We start from the raw sequence: 18,419 nt of genomic DNA, 5'->3' as shown, positions 1-18,419 counted from the left end.
ATGGACAAGCAGCGTCTCGTCATCGCGGGCGTCGGACTCGCCATCGCTGTCGTGATCGGCCTCGGCTATCTCCTCGGCGTGCAGCCCCAGCTCACCGCCGCGGCGACGGCCGCCGACCAGGCCGCCCAGATCTCCACGACGAATCACGCGACAGAGGTACAGCTGAACCAGCTCAAGAAGGACTACGCCGACATCGACCAGTTCAAGGGTCAGTTGGCCGACCTCCAGGAGTCGATCCCGTCGACGCGATCGCTCGACTCCTTCGTCTCCGACCTCCACGCGCTTGCCGCGCAGACGGGCGAGACGATCTCGGGCGTCAACCCGTCCGACCCGGTTGCGTACACGCCGCCCGCGGCGCCGGCGGCTCCGACTCCATCCTCGACCAGCACGGCGTCTCCGTCGCCCACGCCCACGCCGACGCCCGCGGCGCCTGCCGCCCCCACGGCGCCCCAGGCTCCGAAGGCGACGACGAACTCCCTGATCACATCCAGCAACTTCGTCGCGATCCCGATGACGATCACCGTCAAAGGCTCGACCGACGGGGCCATCGCGTTCCTCGGAGCGCTGCAGCACGGCAAGCGGCTCATGCTGGTCACCGGGTTCTCGGGCAACGAGAGTAAGGCAACTCCGACCGGGGCTGCCGCCGCAGCCGCCGTGAGCCAGGTGGACTACACGATCAAGGGCCTCGTCTACGTCCTGTCCACCGCCCCCACTCCCGCACCAACCCCCTCCAAGTAGCCGCCCTCCCGCCGCACCTCCCTCGCCCCGCCGTCCCCCGTTGCTACAGTGGGCACCACATCACAGGGTGCCCACTGGGGGCGCAGCGAGGAGTGCCAGCATGAGCGACACGACACCGGACCCCGCCGACAAGCGGGATGAAGCGGGGTCGGCCGAACCTGCCTCCCCGCCCGCGACCGCGCCGGCCGAGTCGGCCGCCGCCGAGCCCGCGCCCCACGCCGAGTCCGTCCCCGCCGAGCCGGCCCCTGCCCCTGCGGGCGAGCCGCACGACACGGACCCGGAGATGAGCGTTCCGCCGTCGGCGCCGGTGTCCGCCCGGGGCCACCTCAACCGTCCCGCGGACGACGCAGCGACCGAGGTGCCCGCCGCCCCCGCCGCCCCCGCCGCCACGCCGCCGACCGCGGCGATCGAGCCGGAGCCCGTGGCCACGTCGCCCGACGACGTCGCCGCGGCCGTCGCGCGCTCCTCCAGCGAGCCGGGCGCCGCCGCAGCGGGCGACGCGACCGTGGACACCGCGTCTCCGGCGCAGTCCGCCGCGCCGGTCATCATCGCGGGGGAGGCCGCCCAGCAGGCGACCGCCCAGCCCGCGACCGCGCAGCAGCAGCAACCGCCCGCCGCACCGCAGGGCGAGGCCACCGCCGCGGCCGCTCCCGTGGCACAGACCCCGCCGCCGTTCATCCCGCAGCCGGTCGCGCCGATCTTCCTGCAGCGACCCGAGCCGCCCAAGCGCAAGAGCAATCGCGGCATCGGCATCCTCATCGCCCTGGTCGGCACCGTCGCGTTCGCCGTGCTCTGGGCGGTCGCCGTGGTCGTCGTCGGCGCGATGCTGACGCCGAGCAGCGAGTTCCTGCCGGTGCTCACCCAGTACTTCACGACGCAGCTCGCCGGCTGGGCGCCGATCGTGGCGTTCTTCGTCGGGATGGTCGTGCTCATCCAGATCATCAACCGGGCGCGTTGGTGGGCGTACATCCTCGGCGGCCTGGTCGTCGCGGTCTTCGTCTACCTCGTCTACATCGGCGCCGAGCTCTCGGACGCGCACTACCTGTCGCGCAACGCCGAGGAGCAGGCGCTCATCCTCAGCCGCGTCTGGGTGAACCCGTTCGCGGTCCTCGCCGGCGTCATCGCCCGGGAGATGTCGGTGTGGACGGGAGCCTGGCTCGCCGCGCGCGGACGGAAGCTGAAGGCGCGCAACGCGGAGGCGCAGGCCGACTACGAGCAGCAGCTCGCCGACGCCCAGAACCAGGCCGCCAACGCGTACGCTCAGGGGTACTGACCGACCGAACCCATCCGCTTTCGAGGGGGCTCCCATGCGTGAGGAGCGTTCCTACGCCATCGTCGTCGCCTGCTTCGCCGCCGGCCTCTACCTGGCCGTCCTCGTCGCGGCGTTCGGGCTCATCTCGCTCGGGACGAACACCGAGGTGATCCCCGACCCGGCCGCCGGGCCGCTGGTCGGGCCGATCATGACGGGCGTCGCCGTGGCCGTGCTCCTGGTCCTCCTGATCCTGACCGGGATCCGCGTTCCGGGCGATCAGCAGCGCATCGCGCCGCTCAACGCGCTCGGCGCGGGTGTCGCCTGCTACCTCTCCTACTGCCTGGCGGGGGGAGTGGCGGGCGCGCTCGCGACCGGCGACGTCCTGCACTTCGTGCTGTTCGCCGCCGGACAGCTCGGAAGCCTCTACGCGATCGCCGCCGGCGCCGCGGCCGTCCTGATCATGCTGCTCTACCAGCTCGTCCTCGTCGGCCGCTTCCGGCAGCGCGGGCGGCCGCGCTGGCCGTGGGAGCGGCCGGACGACGAATAGCGCGCCGACGAATAAGGCGACGAGTAGAGCGCCGGGGTGACCCGAACAGGTGGACGCGACGGTCCACCCCCGGCCGATACACTGCGGGAACCCGACAGAGAGGTTCCGATGTCCGACGCTCCAGCCCACGCCCTCCCGGACGACGACATCCTCTCCGCTCCCACTCCCGTTCCCGCCCGACCCCGGCGCTCGCACGCGGGCCGCTGGATCATCGCCCTCATCGCCGCGGTCACCCTCGTGGTCACCGCCGCGGGCGTCACCGTCTCGCTGTCGGCGATCGTCGCGATCCAGAACCTCCCGCGCACGCTGGTCGCGCAGTACCTGGGCGAGCTCGAGCACGGCCGGGCGGAGGCCGCGATGAAACTGGCAGGGATCCGCGCGAACAGCGGGGACGTGCTGCTCAACGACGCCGCGTACTCCCGGATCACCGACCGCGTCAGCTCCTTCACCGTGCAGTCGCCGGTCACCCGCGGCGCCACCATGACCGTCCGGGCGCAGATCACGCAGGGCGATCGCACGTATGAGCGCTCGTTCGTCGTGGAGAAGGAGGGCGGCCTCCCCGGGCTCCCGTTCTGGCGCCTCGGACGCATCGAGCCCGACACCGTCGACCTCATGGTCGAGGGCCCAGCGGGCATCCAGTACACGGTCGCGGGCGTGAAGCCGCAGAACATGCCGCTCGCCACCGACGTGACCCTCCGCGCGCTGCCTGGCACGTACCCCGTGGAGCTCGTCTCGAAGAGCGCGAACTTCGACGTCCCCGTGCGCGCCATCACCACCACTCCGGCCGGCAACGCCGTCTCGCCCACTGTGTTCACCGCACGGCTCTCCGACGGCGGCCAGGCGGCGGCGCGCACCGCGATCAACACCTGGCTGGACGGGTGCGTCGCCTCGCACGACGCGGAGCCGGCCCATTGCCCGTTCGGCACCGTCGCGGACAGCCCCGCCGACGACATCAGCAACGTGAGCTGGCAGCTCCACACCCGGCCGGACGTCACGATCGACCCGGTGTGGACGACGGGCGGCTGGATGGTCGACAGCACCTCGGGCAGCATCTCGGCGGAGGCGACGCTGACCCGCAGGTCCGACGGCGCGACCGGCCAGGGCTACACCGACCCCTGGAGCTTCGACTTCCGCGGCATCCTGACCTTCGACGGCGGCGGCGCGCTCTTCACCCCGCTGATCGCGAACGACGGGCCGCCCGCGCAGGCGGGGGCCTGAGGCCGCTCCGCACCCGTTCGATTACGGCCACGGGGATCATCCCGACGAGCCACGGCAGGTCCTGGAGCAGATAGCGCTTCACCAGGCGCGACGGGTCCTGTCCCATCCGCCACACCCACTCCAGCCCGAGCCGGCGCATCAGGTGCGGCGCGCGCGGGAAGTGCCCGGTGTTGATCTGGGCGGCCGCGCCTGCACCGATGAAGACGACCTCGGGATGACGCTCGTGAAGCGAGAGCATCAGGTGCTCCTGCTTCGGGAACCCGAGGCAGGTGAAGACGATTTGCGGGCGGTACTCGCCGAGAAAATCGTCGCCGGCGTCGATGAGCACGGGGCTGCCCGTCTCCGCGACCGGCAAGTGGCCCCCTCGTACGTTGGCGTGCCCCTGAACGCGGTAGAACCGCTCCGCTTCGTCGGATGCCGCGCCGATCACCGCGATCCGGAGGTCCCGCGTGCCGGGGTGGGCAATGAGGGCGTTCATCAGATCGGTCCCGGCGACTCGGGGGAAGGCCCCCTTTCCGGCGATCCGGAGCAGCCAGGTGAGGGGGACACCGTCGACCGGCCAGAAGGCGGTCTCCTGCTCGAGCCGAGGGAAGCCGACAGTGCGCAGGTAGCGGGAGGTCGCCACATTGGACGGCACGACGATCCCTCCCGACCCGGACGCGACAAGGTCGAGGATGCGGAGGATGGCATCGTTCAGGTCGGCGCGATCCAGGCGCAGGCCGCCGATAGTGGCCCGTTGCAGCGTGATCGTCATGAGCTGACCTCCGTGAAATGCTGGTCCGCGGCGTGGTAGTCCGCCGGGACGCCGATGTCGAAAAAGGTGGGGCCGCAGCGGAGGTAACGAGGGGCTACCTCCGACAAGCGGGGCCCGAGGAAGTCGCGCTCGAAGGACGAGGCGCCCTGCGGCAGCCGATCGATCACGGATCGCCGGAGACCGTACAGGCCCGCATTGATGAGCCCAGGACCAGTGACGCCTTTTTCCTGGAACCCGGTGACGATGCCTTCGGTCACCTCGACGCGTCCGAACCGTCCGGTGTCGGCGACCTCCACAAGGCCCATGACAACGGGCGAGGAGTCGAGGACACCACGCAGCGCGACCAGGTCGGCGTCGACGAACGTGTCGCCGTTGACGAGGACGAATTCCTCGGCCAGCAGCGAGCGGGCGTTCACCAGCGCACCGCCGGTGCCGAGCTGGGTCGGTTCCACGCTGTAGCGCACCGGTGTGCTCCGATAGCCGTCGCCGATGTGGTCACTGATCGCCACAGTGCCGTGTCCGGTGAGCAACACGATATCGTCCGCGCCGCGCTCGATCGCCCAGTCGAGTAGGTGGTCGAGGAACGGCCGCCCCGCGATCGGGGCGAGAGGCTTGGGGACGCCTGCGGGGATCGTCTCGCTCAATCGGGTGCCGAGTCCGCCGGCGAGGACCGCGAGCTGCATCAGCGGAGCTCCGATTCCGGGGCACGCCAGCTCTCCGCACCGTGCTTGGTGAAGTGGCAGGTCATTACCTGACCGCCGCATTCCGACTCAAGGTTGCGCGCCAGTTCGAACCGTCGCGCGGGGTCGACAAGAAGCAGGATGAAGCCACCGCCTCCGGCCCCCGACACTTTGCCTGCGAGCATCCCGTGCTCATCCGCGATGCGATACGCCTTCTCGATCGCAGGGGTGCTGATCTGCGACGCGAGGCGCTTCTTGGCCTCCCAGGTGCCGCGCATTGTGGACGCGAGCGCCGGGAGGTCCCCGACAAGAAGGTGGTCCTTCATGGCCTCTGCCTCGGCCTTCAGCAGGTGCGTCGCATCGATGGCCCCACTGTCGCCCGCGACGACGTTCCTCTGCTGTTCGGCGATGACGGCTGCAGAGCTGCGCGACACACCGCCGAAGTAGAGCAGCAGAGACGCCTCGAGCTCTGTCATCACCTCGCGGCGCACGCGCAGAGGGTTGACGACGATCCGCCCACCCGGGCGCGACTCCATGTAGTTGAAGCCTCCGAAGGTTGCGGCGTACTGGTCCTGCCAGCCGCCGGCGAGCCCGAGGTCTTCGCGCTCGATTTCCCACGCGAGGCGGGCGATCTCGTACTGGCCCAGCGAGGTCTGCAGCAGTTCGGCTAGCGCGGTCACAAGCGCCACGACGAGCGTCGACGAGGAGCCGAGTCCCGAACCGGGCGGCGCGTCGACCTGCGTGGAGAGCCGCACCGGCAGACGGTCCCCGCCGTTGAATTCGTCCATCATGCGCTTGTAAGTGGCGACGTGGAGGCCGAACCCGTCGAGCAGTGTGTCGATGTCGTCGATGTCCACCTCGCCCGCCGTCTGCCTGTCAGGTGAGTGGAACTCCACACCGGAGTCGATCAGCGTCGCGTAGGCGTAGGCGTACTTGTCGATGGTTGCGTTGAGGATCCGGCCTCCGTAGGTGTCGGAGTACGGCGACACGTCGGTTCCGCCTCCGGCGAGGCCGAGTCGGAGCGGGGCCCGGCCACGCACTGTGGTCGAATGTGGGATCACGTGGACACGTTCCTTGCGTAATCGAGGAGGGTGGGAAAGCGGAAGTCAGTGTCGACCCCGGTCAGCGCAGGGTCGGAGCGATCGTCGATCAACACCCGGACGCACCCGCCTGTGGCGGCGGCGAGATTCTCCGCCATGCCCATGTCCGACGGTGAGTCGCCGACCATTACGGAGCGGGCCGGATTCACCTCCCGATTCACCGCAAGCCACGACAAAGCGAGCCCAGGGAGCGGCTTCCTGCATGAGCACTCGTCCGTCTCCAAATGCGGGCACACGCGGATCGCGTCCACCCGTGCTCCGGCGGTCGCGACGTCATCGAGTAGCCGCGCGTGGACACTGTCAAGGTCTTCCGGCGAGACAAGCCCGCGTCCTACCCCGCGCTGATTGGTGACGATCACGATCCGCGGCGCCCATTCCGAGAGCAGGCGCAGCGCCTGAATCGCTCCGGGGAGGTACTCCCACTGCCGCGTCGTGCGCACGTAATCCCCGGCGATCCGGCGGTTGATGACGCCGTCCCGGTCGAGGAAGAGGCACCACGGCTCAGGCGGCTGCGAAGAGGTCATGCTCGACGTGCTCCGAGATCGCGTGGATGAAGACGATGTGCGACTCCTGGATGCGCCCGGTGTCCGACGACGGCACGTTCAGCAGGATGTCGGCGTGCTCGCGCAGCGCGCCGCCGGACTCGCCGGTGAATGCGATGACCGTGGCCCCCTTGTCATGGGCGGCCTTGGCCGCTCGGACGATGCTCTCGGAGTTGCCTGAGGTGCTGATGGCGACCAGCACGTCCTCGGATCGGATGGATCCCTCAAGCGCGCGGGCGAACACGCTGTCGTAGTCGTAGTCGTTCGCAACGGCCGTGAGGTGCGAGGCATTGCCGTGCAGAGCCTCCGCCGCCAGGGGTGGGCGATCGAAGATGAAGTGCCCGCTGAGCTCGGCGGCGAAGTGCTGGGCGTCGGCCGCGCTGCCCCCATTGCCGCAGAAGTAGGAGCGTCCGCCCGCCCGATACGACCGCACCATTGCCTCGGCGATCTGCTCGCCGACGGCGAGCAGGCGCCTGTCGTCGATGATGCGGCTCTTGACCGCGATGGTCTCGGTGAGGATCTCTTCGATGCTGCGCATGACGGGCCCTTCTTTCGGCGTCGGATGCCGGGAGTGTATACGGGGTTGAGATACTGCACCTGACAAGAAGCATTCCACCCCGGGTGACACGGGGAGATTCCGCCTCGCGCGGACAGACCGCTAGCACGCCCTCCTTCATTTGACCGCCCACCGCGCGGACGATAGTATTTATCGGGTGTGCGCTCTGACGCGCGCTTGTTGTGTGCTCGCGAGAGCCGACACCGAGCGGGCCGGCACGTACTCATCCGATGGGCGGAGAGACCGCACGGAATCACCGCCCCCACGGCATATCGGCCATCGGTCCGATACTCCCCAACTCCTCGATCGCCTGCGAAGCGGGTCGCTCGGGGTGCGGGGAAAAAGCGACAACTGTCACCGTGCAGTCCATATAAGGAGAAGTTCAGTGCCAACCATTCAGCAGTTGGTTCGGAAGGGCCGGTCGCCGAAGGTCACCAAGACCAAGGCTCCCGCCCTGAAGTCCAACCCCCAGCAGCGCGGCGTGTGCACCCGTGTCTACACCACCACCCCCAAGAAGCCGAACTCGGCGCTCCGCAAGGTCGCGCGTGTCAAGCTCTCGAACGGGACCGAGGTCACCGCGTACATCCCCGGTGAGGGCCACAACCTGCAGGAGCACTCGATGGTGCTCGTCCGCGGCGGCCGTGTGAAGGACCTGCCCGGCGTCCGCTACAAGATCGTCCGCGGCGCGCTCGACACCCAGGCCGTCAAGAACCGCAAGCAGGCTCGCAGCCGCTACGGCGCGAAGATGGAGAAGAAGTAATGCCTCGCAAGGGTCCCGCTCCGAAGCGCCCCGTCGTCGCCGACCCGGTGTACGGCGCGCCGATCGTCAGCCAGCTCGTCAACAAGATCCTCCTCGACGGCAAGAAGGGCCTCGCCGAGCGCATCGTCTACGACGCGCTCGAGGGCGTCTCGACCAAGTCCGGCCAGGACGCGGTCGTCACCCTCAAGAAGGCTCTCGACAACATCCGCCCGACCCTCGAGGTCCGCAGCCGACGCGTCGGTGGCTCGACCTACCAGGTGCCGGTCGAGGTCAAGCCGCACCGTGCGAACACCCTCGCGCTGCGCTGGCTCACCAGCTACGCCAAGGGCCGTCGCGAGAAGACGATGACCGAGCGTCTCACCAACGAGATCCTCGACGCGTCCAACGGTCTGGGCGCCGCTGTCAAGCGCCGCGAGGACACGCACAAGATGGCCGAGTCGAACAAGGCCTTCGCGCACTACCGCTGGTAAACATTTTCGTCGTCCGGGCGTTGCACTCGTAGGAGTGCCGCGCCCGGGCGGCACCCCTTCCACTTTCTACTTTTCGGAGGAATCCCTGTGGCACAGGACGTGCTCACCGACCTCAACAAGGTCCGCAACATCGGCATCATGGCCCACATCGATGCCGGCAAGACCACCACGACCGAGCGCATCCTGTTCTACACGGGCGTCAACCACAAGATCGGTGAGACGCACGACGGCGCCTCGACCACCGACTGGATGGAGCAGGAGAAGGAGCGCGGCATCACCATCACGTCCGCCGCGGTCACCTGCTTCTGGAACAAGAACCAGATCAACATCATCGACACCCCGGGTCACGTCGACTTCACGGTCGAGGTGGAGCGCTCGCTCCGCGTGCTCGACGGTGCCGTTGCCGTCTTCGACGCGAAGGAGGGCGTCGAGCCCCAGTCGGAGACCGTGTGGCGTCAGGCCGACAAGTACGTCGTCCCGCGCATCTGCTTCGTCAACAAGATGGACAAGCTGGGCGCCGACTTCTACTTCACCGTCGACACCATCGTCTCCCGCCTCGGCGCGAAGCCGCTGGTGATGCAGCTCCCGATCGGCTCCGAGTCCGACTTCGTCGGCGTCGTCGACCTGGTCGAGATGCGTGCACTGGTCTGGCCCGGCGACGCCAAGGGTGACGTGACCATGGGCGCCAAGTACGAGGTCCAGGAGATCCCCGCCGACCTTCAGGAGAAGGCCGAGGAGTACCGCAACCGCCTCCTCGAGACCGTCGCCGAGACCGACGACGCGCTCCTCGAGAAGTTCTTCGCCGGCGAAGAGATCACCATCCCGGAGATCAAGGCCGCCATCCGCAAGCTCACGGTCAACAACGAGATCTACCCGGTCCTCTGCGGCTCCGCGTTCAAGAACCGCGGTGTGCAGCCGATGCTCGACGCCGTGATCGACTACCTCCCGTCGCCGCTCGACGTGCCCGCCATCGAGGCGCACAACCCGCGCGACGAGGAGCAGGTCATCCTGCGCCACGCCGACGCCACCGAGCCGTTCTCGGCGCTCGCGTTCAAGGTCGCCGTGCACCCGTTCTTCGGTCGCCTGACCTACGTCCGCGTGTACTCGGGCCGTGTCGACTCCGGAGCCGGTGTCGTGAACTCGACCAAGGGCAAGAAGGAGCGCATCGGCAAGATTTTCCAGATGCACGCCAACAAGGAGAACCCGGTCGACTTCGTCACCGCCGGCAACATCTACGCGGTGATCGGCCTCAAGGACACCACCACCGGTGACACCCTGAGCGACCCGGACCACCAGGTCGTGCTCGAGTCGATGACCTTCCCGGAGCCCGTGATCGAGGTCGCCATCGAGCCGAAGACCAAGGCCGACCAGGAGAAGCTCGGCACGGCCATCCAGAAGCTCGCCGAAGAGGACCCGACGTTCCGCACCGAGCAGAACCAGGAGACCGGTCAGACGGTCATCAAGGGCATGGGCGAGCTGCACCTCGACATCCTCGTGGACCGCATGAAGCGCGAGTTCAACGTCGAGGCCAACGTCGGCAAGCCGCAGGTGGCCTACCGCGAGACCCTCCGCCGCACGGTGGAGAAGTACGACTACACCCACAAGAAGCAGACCGGTGGTTCCGGTCAGTTCGCTAAGGTGCAGATCACCCTGGAGCCGCTCGAGGTGACCCCGGAGACCTCGTACGAGTTCGTGAACGCCGTCACCGGTGGTCGCGTCCCGCGCGAGTACATCCCCTCGGTCGACGCGGGCATCCAGGACGCGATGCAGGTCGGCGTGCTCGCCGGCTTCCCGACGGTGGGTGTCAAGGCGATCCTCGTCGACGGTGCCTCGCACGACGTCGACTCCTCGGAGATGGCGTTCAAGATCGCCGGCTCGATGGCCTACAAGGAGGCTGCGCGCAAGGCGAACCCGGTGCTCCTCGAGCCGCTCATGGCGGTCGAGGTGCGTACGCCGGAGGAGTACATGGGCGACGTCATCGGCGACCTCAACTCCCGCCGTGGACAGATCCAGTCCATGGAGGACGCGAGCGGCGTCAAGGTCGTCCGCGCCAACGTCCCGCTGTCCGAGATGTTCGGCTACATCGGCGACCTGAGGTCCAAGACCTCGGGCCGCGCGGTGTACTCGATGCAGTTCGACAGCTACGCGGAGGTCCCGAAGGCTGTGGCCGACGAGATCGTCCAGAAGAGCAAGGGCGAGTGACCTCGGTCACTGCTCTCAGGCAACATCCCGTAACATAAGAAACCAATCCCGTAGGCCTTCCGGTCGAAATCCGTCGACCGGGGTGTCTGCACGAGAGTCCTGAGGAGGACCACAGTGGCTAAGGCCAAGTTCGAGCGGACTAAGCCGCACGTGAACATCGGAACCATCGGTCACGTCGACCACGGCAAGACGACGCTCACCGCGGCGATCTCCAAGGTGCTTGCTGACAAGTACCCGTCGGCGACCAACGTGCAGCGCGACTTCGCGTCGATCGACTCGGCTCCGGAAGAGCGTCAGCGTGGTATCACGATCAACATCTCGCACGTCGAGTACGAGACCCCGAAGCGTCACTACGCGCACGTCGACGCCCCGGGTCACGCCGACTACATCAAGAACATGATCACCGGTGCGGCTCAGATGGACGGCGCGATCCTCGTGGTCGCCGCCACCGACGGCCCGATGGCTCAGACCCGCGAGCACGTTCTGCTGGCCAAGCAGGTCGGCGTTCCGTACCTGCTCGTCGCGCTGAACAAGTCCGACATGGTCGACGACGAGGAGATCCTGGAGCTCGTCGAGCTCGAGGTCCGCGAGCTGCTCTCCAGCCAGGACTTCGACGGCGACAACGCCCCGGTCGTGCGCGTCTCGGGCCTCAAGGCTCTCGAGGGCGACGAGAAGTGGGTCCAGTCGGTCCTCGACCTCATGGACGCCGTCGACGAGTCCATCCCGGACCCGGTGCGCGACAAGGACAAGCCGTTCCTGATGCCGATCGAGGACGTCTTCACGATCACCGGTCGTGGAACCGTCGTCACCGGTCGCGCCGAGCGTGGCACCCTCGCCATCAACTCCGAGGTCGAGATCGTCGGCATCCGCCCGACGCAGAAGACCACGGTCACGGGTATCGAGATGTTCCACAAGCAGCTCGACGAGGCCTGGGCCGGCGAGAACTGTGGTCTGCTCCTCCGCGGCACCAAGCGCGAGGACGTGGAGCGCGGCCAGGTCGTCGTGAAGCCGGGTTCGGTCACGCCGCACACCAACTTCGAGGGCACTGCCTACATCCTCTCGAAGGAGGAGGGTGGCCGTCACAACCCCTTCTACACGAACTACCGCCCGCAGTTCTACTTCCGTACCACCGACGTCACCGGCGTCATCTCGCTGCCCGAGGGCACCGAGATGGTCATGCCCGGCGACACCACCGACATGTCGGTCGAGCTGATCCAGCCGATCGCCATGGAGGAGGGCCTCGGCTTCGCCATCCGTGAGGGTGGCCGCACCGTTGGCGCCGGTACGGTGACCAAGATCAACAAGTAAGTCCCCGCCCGGTCCACCGGGCAGGTATTTCGGCAGAGGGCCGGACCCGTGAGGGTCCGGCCCTTCGTCGTTTGGGTCGGGCGCGGGTTCGACCGGGTGAAATCGCGGGCGTGACGATGGGGCTCGCTCCGCGGTGTCCCGGGCTCGATCGAATGACCGGCTTCGGCAACGTGGAATACTCGGGCGCTGCCGGCGTCAGTTCGGTGACGTTTGCGCAGTCGCGCCGATCCCGAGGAATGACCAATTGCCCGAGCCCGACGAACAGCTCCCCGTCAGCGTGATCGCGTGCTTCTACAACGAAGAGCGCTATCTGCCCGGATTCTTCAGCAACGTGGAGGCGAGCTTTCTCGGATGCGCTCAGCTCGTTCTCGTCGATGACGGCTCCACCGACGACACCCCTTCCCTGTTGTCGGCGTGGGCCGACGGGAAGCCGGAGGTGGTCGTCGTTCGGGCCCCGCAGAATCAGGGGCTCGCCGAGAGCCGCAATCTGGGTCTCCGGTCGGCTGAGCGTCCCTATGCCTGGTTCATCGACGCAGACGACAGCTGGCCGCCGCACGCACTGACAACCCTGGCCGCCGCCGCGCTGGCGCACGACGCCGACATGGTGATCGGATGCGCCGACTATCGACGGCCGGCCGCGCAACAGGGCCGGCGCATCGACGGCGTTCCACGCTCCACCGTCCTCGACAGAAAGGGCGCCCTCGACCTGATGCTCCGTGGGGAGATCCAGGGTTTCCTCTGGAGCAAGTTGATCCGCGTATCGGCTCTGGCCGGCGACGTCTTCCCCGCGAACAGTCCGCAGGAGGATTTCGTCGGCACGGTGACCGCTCTGTCGCGGAGCGCCACGGTGGTGACTGTATCCGAGACGGTCTACACGTATCTGAACCGCGAGGCGTCGCTCAGCCGTACCAGGAATCCAGCACTCGACCGGTATGCGATCGCGCGGGACAGCCTGGTTCGGGTTGCCCGTGACGAGGGCTTCGACCCGATACTGATCGAGTACTTCCAGCTCTGGTTCCACGCGATTGCCGTGGCTTTCACCCCGGTGCGTTTCCGCGCGAGTCCGGCCACGGTGCGACTGGGTACTCGCCTTGCCCGGGCCGAGATCGCGACCTTCGATCTATCGAGAATCGCACGAATCGACCGGAAGGCAGTACTGCATGCCCGACTGATCTCTCACAGCGGCCCGTTCTACGCGCCTGCACTTCGCCTGGCCTTGTCCGTTCACGGCCTGGCTCGATCAGTCAGGGGGCGATGATGCCCGACCGGGCTCGATCGAGCGTGAACAGCGCGAAGGTCTCGGTCGTCATCCCCACAACGGGCGATCGCGACAGTCTGAAGGCAGCAGTGCGGACAGCGCTCGATCAGCGTGATGTCGAGGTCGAAGTCGTGGTCGTCATGAACGGAACAGGCGACGCTCCGACTTTCGCGGACCGTCGAGTCCGCGTCATCCGGTCGTCGCCCGAAGACCGAGGCAACGGAGCTCGACGAGCCGGCATCGCGGCTGCGCGTCACCCCGTGCTGGCGTTGCTCGACGATGACGACCTCTGGTCTCCCGACAAGCTTGCCTCGCAGCTCGAGTTCGCTCGGGCGCTTTTCGGCCGTGGTGCAGACGACAACTGGCTGGTGAGCTGTGCGATCACCGAGATCGACGCCGAAACGGGTGCGCGCCGCGTCGTTCCGACGACGGACCCGGGCCGCAGCCCGATCCCGGACATCCCGGCGTATCTGCTGCAACGTTCCGCGCTCCACTCGGCCTCGCCTCAGTTCCAATCCTCCACGCTGGTGTTTCCGACTGCGCTTGCTCGCCGGGAGCCGTGGGACCCGGCAGTGCGGCTGCATCAGGACTGGGAGTGGCTCCTTCGACTTGTGCAACGGCAGGGGACACCGATGGCGTGTCAGTACGAGCCCCTGTCGTTCCGGCCGGTCGGCATGGCGGATTCGCTCACGACAGCACCGAACTGGCGCGGAAGCATCGAGTGGGGACGGCGGTACCTCCCGGCTCTCTCGGCAAGGATTCGCGGCGACTTCTTCCTCACAGCACCCACCGACCGGGCCGCGCGGGCGGGGGATCTGGGAGGTCTCGTCAGGTGCATGGCGGCGGCCATACGGCATGGAAGACCAGGGCCGTACGCGCTCGCCTACTTCGGCGTGAGCGTGGCGCGTTGCGTCCGCGTTTCCCTTCGGCGAATCGCCTCCTTGAACCGCCGCCGCTCACACCAACAGGGGGCGCAATCGTGAGGGTCGCATACTGCCGGGTCTGGGACGAGAACTATCCGCGCAATGCTCGAGTGCGTGCACACTTGACCGGCCTCGGCGACGTGGAGGTCGACCTCACCCGTCGCGGCGACAACAGATCGAGACCACGACGTCTCCTGCAGGATGTCTGGCGCGCGTTCACGAGGGTGAATCGTCGTGACGTGTACATCCTCTCCGAGTTCTCGAACGGGTTCGCCCCGCTTTACTGGTTGGTGGCTCGCCTGAATCGAGGAGCCTTCGTCGTCGATGCGTTCGTGGGAAAGTACGAGACCGAGGTCGAGGATTGGGGTCGTGCTCGTCCACGCTCGCTCAAGGCGCGGCTGCTGCGGTTCGCCGACACGATCGCCTACCGTCTGGCGGACCTCGTGCTCATCGACACCGACGTCCGCGCTGCCGCGATCGAGGAAGCGCATCCGGGCGTGCGGGCGATGGCTCTTCCTGTTGGCGCCCCGACCTGGGCGGTACCCGCAGCGTCGCCCGAACCGTCCGGCACTCTCCGCCTTCTCTACTACGGGAACTATGCCCCGCTGCACGGGCTTCCGGTGGTGCTCGAAGCGCTCGGCCGCGCAGTCGAGGACACACCGATCCGACTCACGCTCGTCGGCGATGGCGCGCTCCGTCCGTCGATCGAGAAGGAGGCCCGACTGCTCGGCGTCGAAGCGCTCTGCGACTTCCGCGGTCCCGTCCCCGAATCCGAGCTCGGCGACCTGATCGCAGGACACGACGTCGTGCTCGGCGTGTTCGGAACCTCCCGGAAGGCACAGACTGTACTCGCGAACAAGGTGTGGCAAGGATTGGCGTGCGGGAAACCGGTCATAACCCAGGCGTCGCCCGCGATCGCCGAGATCGTGCCCGCGGTGGGAGACCAGCTTGTGATCGTGGAGGACACGCAGAAGTGCGGGCTCGTGGACAGTCTTGCTGCCGCATTCGTACAGTCGGGTGCTGAAAGCAACGCGATACCCCGTGAGGGTAGCGCTCGAAGGCTCGAACAATACGTGGCAAACCGGTTCGACGAGCTCGGACCGGCCCTCCGCCGCCTGGTTGACCGACGCAGCGCGTAAGCGCATGGTCCGTCGCCGTCATCTTCATCGTTTGGCGTGGAGGTAGAGGTGTGATAAATATTGGTGGTCGCATCTAACACCTAAGGTAATCACGCATGCCCTCGATTCGTTCCCGCGCCCGCTCTCGCTCCTTTCCCACCCGTCTCGTCGCCGCCATCGGAGGTCTCGCCCTCGTCGCGGCGCCGCTCACACTCGCCGGGCCGGCGGCGCTCGGCGACCCCGCGCAAACGGTGACGGACGGGACGACGGCCTCTGTTGAGTCCTTCGTCGCGCAGCTTGTCGGTGAGGGTGTCACCACCTCGGACATCCGGTTCACCGGTGACCCTCGGGCGATCGGCTCCTTCGACGGGATGGGCGCGCTCGGTCTCACGTCGGGCGTCGCGCTCAGCACCGGTCGGGTGGCAGGGATCCCCGGTCCTCACGGGGGCAGCCTGTCGACGCGCCTGGACACCCCGGGCGACGAGGACGCCACCGCATTGGCGGGTGCCCAGACTCGGGACGCGGCCATCCTGGAATTCGACGTCGTACCGACCTCGACCTCACTCTCCATCGACTACGTGTTCGGGTCGGCCGAGTACAACAAGTGGGTCGGCAAGGGCTACAACGACGTGTTCGGCTTCTTCGTCAACGGCACGAACTGCGCCGTGATCGGAGAGGCTCCGGTCAGTGTCGACACGGTGAACGCGCTCAGCTACGCGGAGCTGTTCGTGGACAACACGGCCGGTTCGGTCGACACGGCGCTCAACGGCTTCACCGTTCCGCTGCGCTGCGTCGCTCCGGTGGCGGCGCACGAGCAGAATCACGTCAAGCTCGTCATCGCGGATGTCTCGGACGCGTTCCTCGACTCGGTGGTGCTCCTGGCCGCGGGCGGCGTCGTGTCGAACGCTCCGCCGGCGGCCGCCGATATCGCGTTCACCCTGGCGGCGGGGTCGTCGGCTGCGGTGGAGTTCCCCGGCACGGACCCGGACGGCGACGAGCTGACGTACGCGATCGTCTCCGAGCCGGCCCATGGCACGTTCCGGTCGAGCGGCTCCGGCGGCGTGTACAGCCCCGAAGCGGGTTTCGCCGGGGCGGATGCGTTCGAGTACACGGTCAGCGACGGTCACTCCACGTCGGGCCCGTACCGGGTGGACATCGAGGTGGTCGAGGACGCCGCGCTCCTTCCGACCGTGAGCGACGTGCATTACACCGCGTTCGCGGGGGAGGACACGCCGATACGCCTGGTCGCCTCCGCAGCGGATGGTTCCGTCCCGGACGAGGGGTCCGTGCGGATCGACGTCGTGGCGGAGCCGACCCACGGCATCCTCAGCGGCGAGGGTGCGCAACGCAGCTACCGGAGCGACCCGGCACATGCCGGAGCCGACTCGTTCGTCTACACCGCCACCATCGAGGGCAGGACGAGCACGCCGGCCACCGTCACGTTGGATGTCGTGACCCGGCCCGTGCCGGCCATCACCGGCCGCACTGTTCCGGTCTTCCCGCCCGGGCCGGTGTCCGTGTCGGAGCGCTCGCGCACTCTCGCCGGTACCGGCGCCACCGTCGAGATCGTCCCGCTGGCGTCGCTGGCGATCGGCGCCGGCGTAGCCGGTGCGGCGGCGCTCTGTCTCGGTCTCCTCGTGCGATCGCGACGCACCCGTTCCTGTGCCTGAGTTCGCCAGGGGTTTACCTCTCGCCGGGTCGGGCGCAGAATGAGGGCACCGTTTCAACCGAACGGGTCCGTCGACGAAGGGAGAGTGCCTATGGTGAGCATGGACCTCGCAAACCAGACCAAGCCGCTGACCGGAGCACGGACGAAGAGTTCGGACACCGTCTAGGCGGTCTTGGAACCACGAGAGCGGCGGCGCGAGGCGCCGTTCGGAGCGGGACCGGCGAACGCCGGTCCCGTTTTCCGCGTCACGGGGACGGGCCAGATCCCGGGTCCAGCCCCAGCTCAGCCAGCCGGCCCCGCGGATCGAGCGGGACGCCCTCCCGGATCAGGAACTCCCGCATCAGATCGACGCGCCGTCCCGTGGCCCAGCGCCAGCGGATGACCCGGAGCCCGGCGGACTCGATCCGTCTCTCGCGCTCCGCTCGCGCCGCGAGCTCCTCCCGCACCTCGGTGAATCGTCGGAACGCCGGATGCTGCAGCTTCTCCGCCCCGTCCGCCTCGCCGGCGATCCCGAGCCCGGGCCAGCAGAAGTCGAGCCGGGCGATCACACCGAACAGGTCCTGCACGCGGAGCTGCAACTCGGGTGGGGGAGCCCCGGCCAGCGCCATAGTCGCCCGGCTGACCGACTCGAGCGGCGACTCGGCACGCCCGTCCGCAAACCACGCGACTGCGAGTGCGCGCCGCCGCTCCTCCGGATCGGTCAGCGCTCCGGCGGCGTCGACCAGCTCGGCACAGGTCGCGAGCGGGACCCGATCCCCGAACGCGCCCGCATGCAAGGCGTGGTCGGCGAGCACCACGCCCTCGACGAACGACGTCCGCCCTGCCAGCGCCGCCACCGTCTCGGCGACCGACGTCGCGTTGAGCCCGTGTGCGTGCACGGGCGCCGCCCCGGCCGTCCCTCGATGCGTCACGATCCCGTGAGCGGCGCTCTCAGCGGGTCCTGCGGCGACGATATGAATGGTCGCGGGGGGAACGTTGAGCAAGGGGAGCCCGTGAATGATCGCCGCCGACCAGTACGCGAACACAGGAGGCCTCGCCCGCATCGCGGCGAACAGGTGCAGCCGCTCGAGCTGCTCCCTCCGCGACCGCCTCCTGCCGACCTGCCGGAGGGTCGCGTGGCGCCCGGGCTCGACCGCGCGCAGGTGCAGCCGGTGGAGCCGGGTGGGGGTGCTGGTGGTGTCGTGGAGTGCTGTCATGGGTCCAGCCTGGCGAGGGCCGGCCGGCGACGGGCGGGACGGCGGAAATCTGGGGAGAACACGGCGTTCTGGCGCGGCTGTGGAGGAAGTTCAGACCGCTGCCGACCACCCGCGACACGCCCGGGTTG

18 protein-coding genes are annotated in these 18,419 nt (G+C 68.1%); 12 read left to right on the top strand and 6 right to left on the bottom strand.

The window, feature by feature from the left end; translation table 11 throughout:
* The 4 genes from ACFRFH_RS01910 (at position 1) to ACFRFH_RS01895 (ending at position 3,755) form a co-directional block, all read left to right on the top strand.
* Positions 1 to 738 carry a hypothetical protein gene (locus ACFRFH_RS01910; RefSeq protein WP_382461316.1) on the top strand — a complete coding sequence of 246 codons (738 nt, stop codon included), beginning with the start codon at positions 1 to 3 and terminating at the stop codon, positions 736 to 738.
* A gap of 100 nt (positions 739 to 838) precedes the next feature.
* Positions 839 to 2,011 carry a hypothetical protein gene (locus tag ACFRFH_RS01905; RefSeq protein ID WP_382461315.1) on the top strand — a complete coding sequence of 391 codons (1,173 nt, stop codon included), beginning with the start codon at positions 839 to 841 and terminating at the stop codon, positions 2,009 to 2,011.
* Positions 2,012 to 2,045: 34 nt separating this feature from the next.
* Positions 2,046 to 2,537, top strand: a complete 492-nt coding sequence (locus ACFRFH_RS01900; RefSeq protein ID WP_382461314.1) for a DUF6121 family protein — start codon at positions 2,046 to 2,048, stop codon at positions 2,535 to 2,537.
* Positions 2,538 to 2,645: 108 nt separating this feature from the next.
* Positions 2,646 to 3,755 carry a hypothetical protein gene (locus tag ACFRFH_RS01895; RefSeq protein WP_382461313.1) on the top strand — a complete coding sequence of 370 codons (1,110 nt, stop codon included), beginning with the start codon at positions 2,646 to 2,648 and terminating at the stop codon, positions 3,753 to 3,755.
* On the opposite strand, the gene ACFRFH_RS01890 is transcribed toward ACFRFH_RS01895, so the two are convergent.
* From ACFRFH_RS01890 to ACFRFH_RS01870, 5 genes are all read right to left on the bottom strand, one after another.
* Positions 3,706 to 4,509: a WecB/TagA/CpsF family glycosyltransferase gene (locus tag ACFRFH_RS01890; protein ID WP_382461312.1), complete on the bottom strand. Its 804-nt coding sequence runs from the start codon at positions 4,507 to 4,509 to the stop codon at positions 3,706 to 3,708. The genes ACFRFH_RS01895 and ACFRFH_RS01890 overlap by 50 nt on opposite strands.
* Positions 4,506 to 5,192, bottom strand: coding sequence for a sugar phosphate nucleotidyltransferase (locus tag ACFRFH_RS01885; protein WP_382461311.1), 687 nt, complete (start codon positions 5,190 to 5,192; stop codon positions 4,506 to 4,508). Before ACFRFH_RS01885 ends, ACFRFH_RS01890 begins: the two co-directional genes overlap by 4 nt.
* Complete coding sequence (locus ACFRFH_RS01880; RefSeq protein ID WP_382461310.1) at positions 5,192 to 6,178, bottom strand: hypothetical protein; 987 nt, start codon at positions 6,176 to 6,178, stop codon at positions 5,192 to 5,194. The genes ACFRFH_RS01885 and ACFRFH_RS01880 overlap by 1 nt, the downstream gene beginning before the upstream one ends.
* A 68-nt stretch (positions 6,179 to 6,246) precedes the next feature.
* Complete coding sequence (locus ACFRFH_RS01875; RefSeq protein ID WP_382461309.1) at positions 6,247 to 6,813, bottom strand: D-glycero-alpha-D-manno-heptose-1,7-bisphosphate 7-phosphatase; 567 nt, start codon at positions 6,811 to 6,813, stop codon at positions 6,247 to 6,249.
* On the bottom strand, positions 6,791 to 7,369 hold the full coding sequence (locus tag ACFRFH_RS01870) for an SIS domain-containing protein (RefSeq protein WP_382461308.1): 579 nt from the start codon (positions 7,367 to 7,369) through the stop codon (positions 6,791 to 6,793). Before ACFRFH_RS01870 ends, ACFRFH_RS01875 begins: the two co-directional genes overlap by 23 nt.
* 403 nt (positions 7,370 to 7,772) lie before the next feature.
* Between ACFRFH_RS01870 and rpsL the strand changes: the two genes are divergently transcribed.
* The 8 genes from rpsL to ACFRFH_RS01830 all read left to right on the top strand — a co-directional run bounded on the left by rpsL (position 7,773) and on the right by ACFRFH_RS01830 (position 17,096).
* Positions 7,773 to 8,147 carry a 30S ribosomal protein S12 gene (rpsL, locus tag ACFRFH_RS01865; protein ID WP_055811472.1) on the top strand — a complete coding sequence of 125 codons (375 nt, stop codon included), beginning with the start codon at positions 7,773 to 7,775 and terminating at the stop codon, positions 8,145 to 8,147.
* Positions 8,147 to 8,617, top strand: coding sequence for a 30S ribosomal protein S7 (gene rpsG, locus ACFRFH_RS01860; RefSeq protein ID WP_382461307.1), 471 nt, complete (start codon positions 8,147 to 8,149; stop codon positions 8,615 to 8,617). The genes rpsL and rpsG overlap by 1 nt, the downstream gene beginning before the upstream one ends.
* Positions 8,618 to 8,704: 87 nt before the next feature.
* Positions 8,705 to 10,819, top strand: a complete 2,115-nt coding sequence (fusA, locus tag ACFRFH_RS01855) for an elongation factor G (RefSeq protein ID WP_382461306.1) — start codon at positions 8,705 to 8,707, stop codon at positions 10,817 to 10,819.
* A 114-nt stretch (positions 10,820 to 10,933) separates the two neighbouring features.
* On the top strand, positions 10,934 to 12,127 hold the full coding sequence (tuf, locus tag ACFRFH_RS01850) for an elongation factor Tu (protein WP_055913937.1): 1,194 nt from the start codon (positions 10,934 to 10,936) through the stop codon (positions 12,125 to 12,127).
* Between the two features lie 244 nt (positions 12,128 to 12,371).
* Positions 12,372 to 13,385 (top strand): glycosyltransferase family 2 protein, encoded by a 1,014-nt coding sequence (locus ACFRFH_RS01845; RefSeq protein ID WP_382461305.1) that lies wholly within the window; start codon positions 12,372 to 12,374, stop codon positions 13,383 to 13,385.
* Positions 13,386 to 13,408: 23 nt separating this feature from the next.
* On the top strand, positions 13,409 to 14,368 hold the full coding sequence (locus ACFRFH_RS01840; RefSeq protein WP_382461304.1) for a glycosyltransferase: 960 nt from the start codon (positions 13,409 to 13,411) through the stop codon (positions 14,366 to 14,368).
* Positions 14,365 to 15,447 (top strand): glycosyltransferase, encoded by a 1,083-nt coding sequence (locus ACFRFH_RS01835; protein WP_382461303.1) that lies wholly within the window; start codon positions 14,365 to 14,367, stop codon positions 15,445 to 15,447. Before ACFRFH_RS01840 ends, ACFRFH_RS01835 begins: the two co-directional genes overlap by 4 nt.
* A gap of 95 nt (positions 15,448 to 15,542) precedes the next feature.
* The gene (locus tag ACFRFH_RS01830; RefSeq protein ID WP_382461302.1) at positions 15,543 to 17,096 is read left to right on the top strand and encodes a choice-of-anchor L domain-containing protein; all 1,554 of its coding nucleotides are present in this window, start codon (positions 15,543 to 15,545) and stop codon (positions 17,094 to 17,096) included.
* A 244-nt stretch (positions 17,097 to 17,340) separates the two neighbouring features.
* Here ACFRFH_RS01830 and ACFRFH_RS01825 read toward each other — a convergent pair whose 3' ends face one another.
* Complete coding sequence (locus ACFRFH_RS01825; protein ID WP_382461301.1) at positions 17,341 to 18,291, bottom strand: hypothetical protein; 951 nt, start codon at positions 18,289 to 18,291, stop codon at positions 17,341 to 17,343.
* Positions 18,292 to 18,419: the final 128 nt, after the last annotated feature.

The sequence above is a fragment of the Leifsonia sp. NPDC056824 genome (assembly GCF_042789575.1).
Taxonomy (GTDB): Bacteria; Actinomycetota; Actinomycetes; order Actinomycetales; family Microbacteriaceae; genus Leifsonia.
This window is presented reverse-complemented; position numbering and strand designations above follow the sequence as displayed.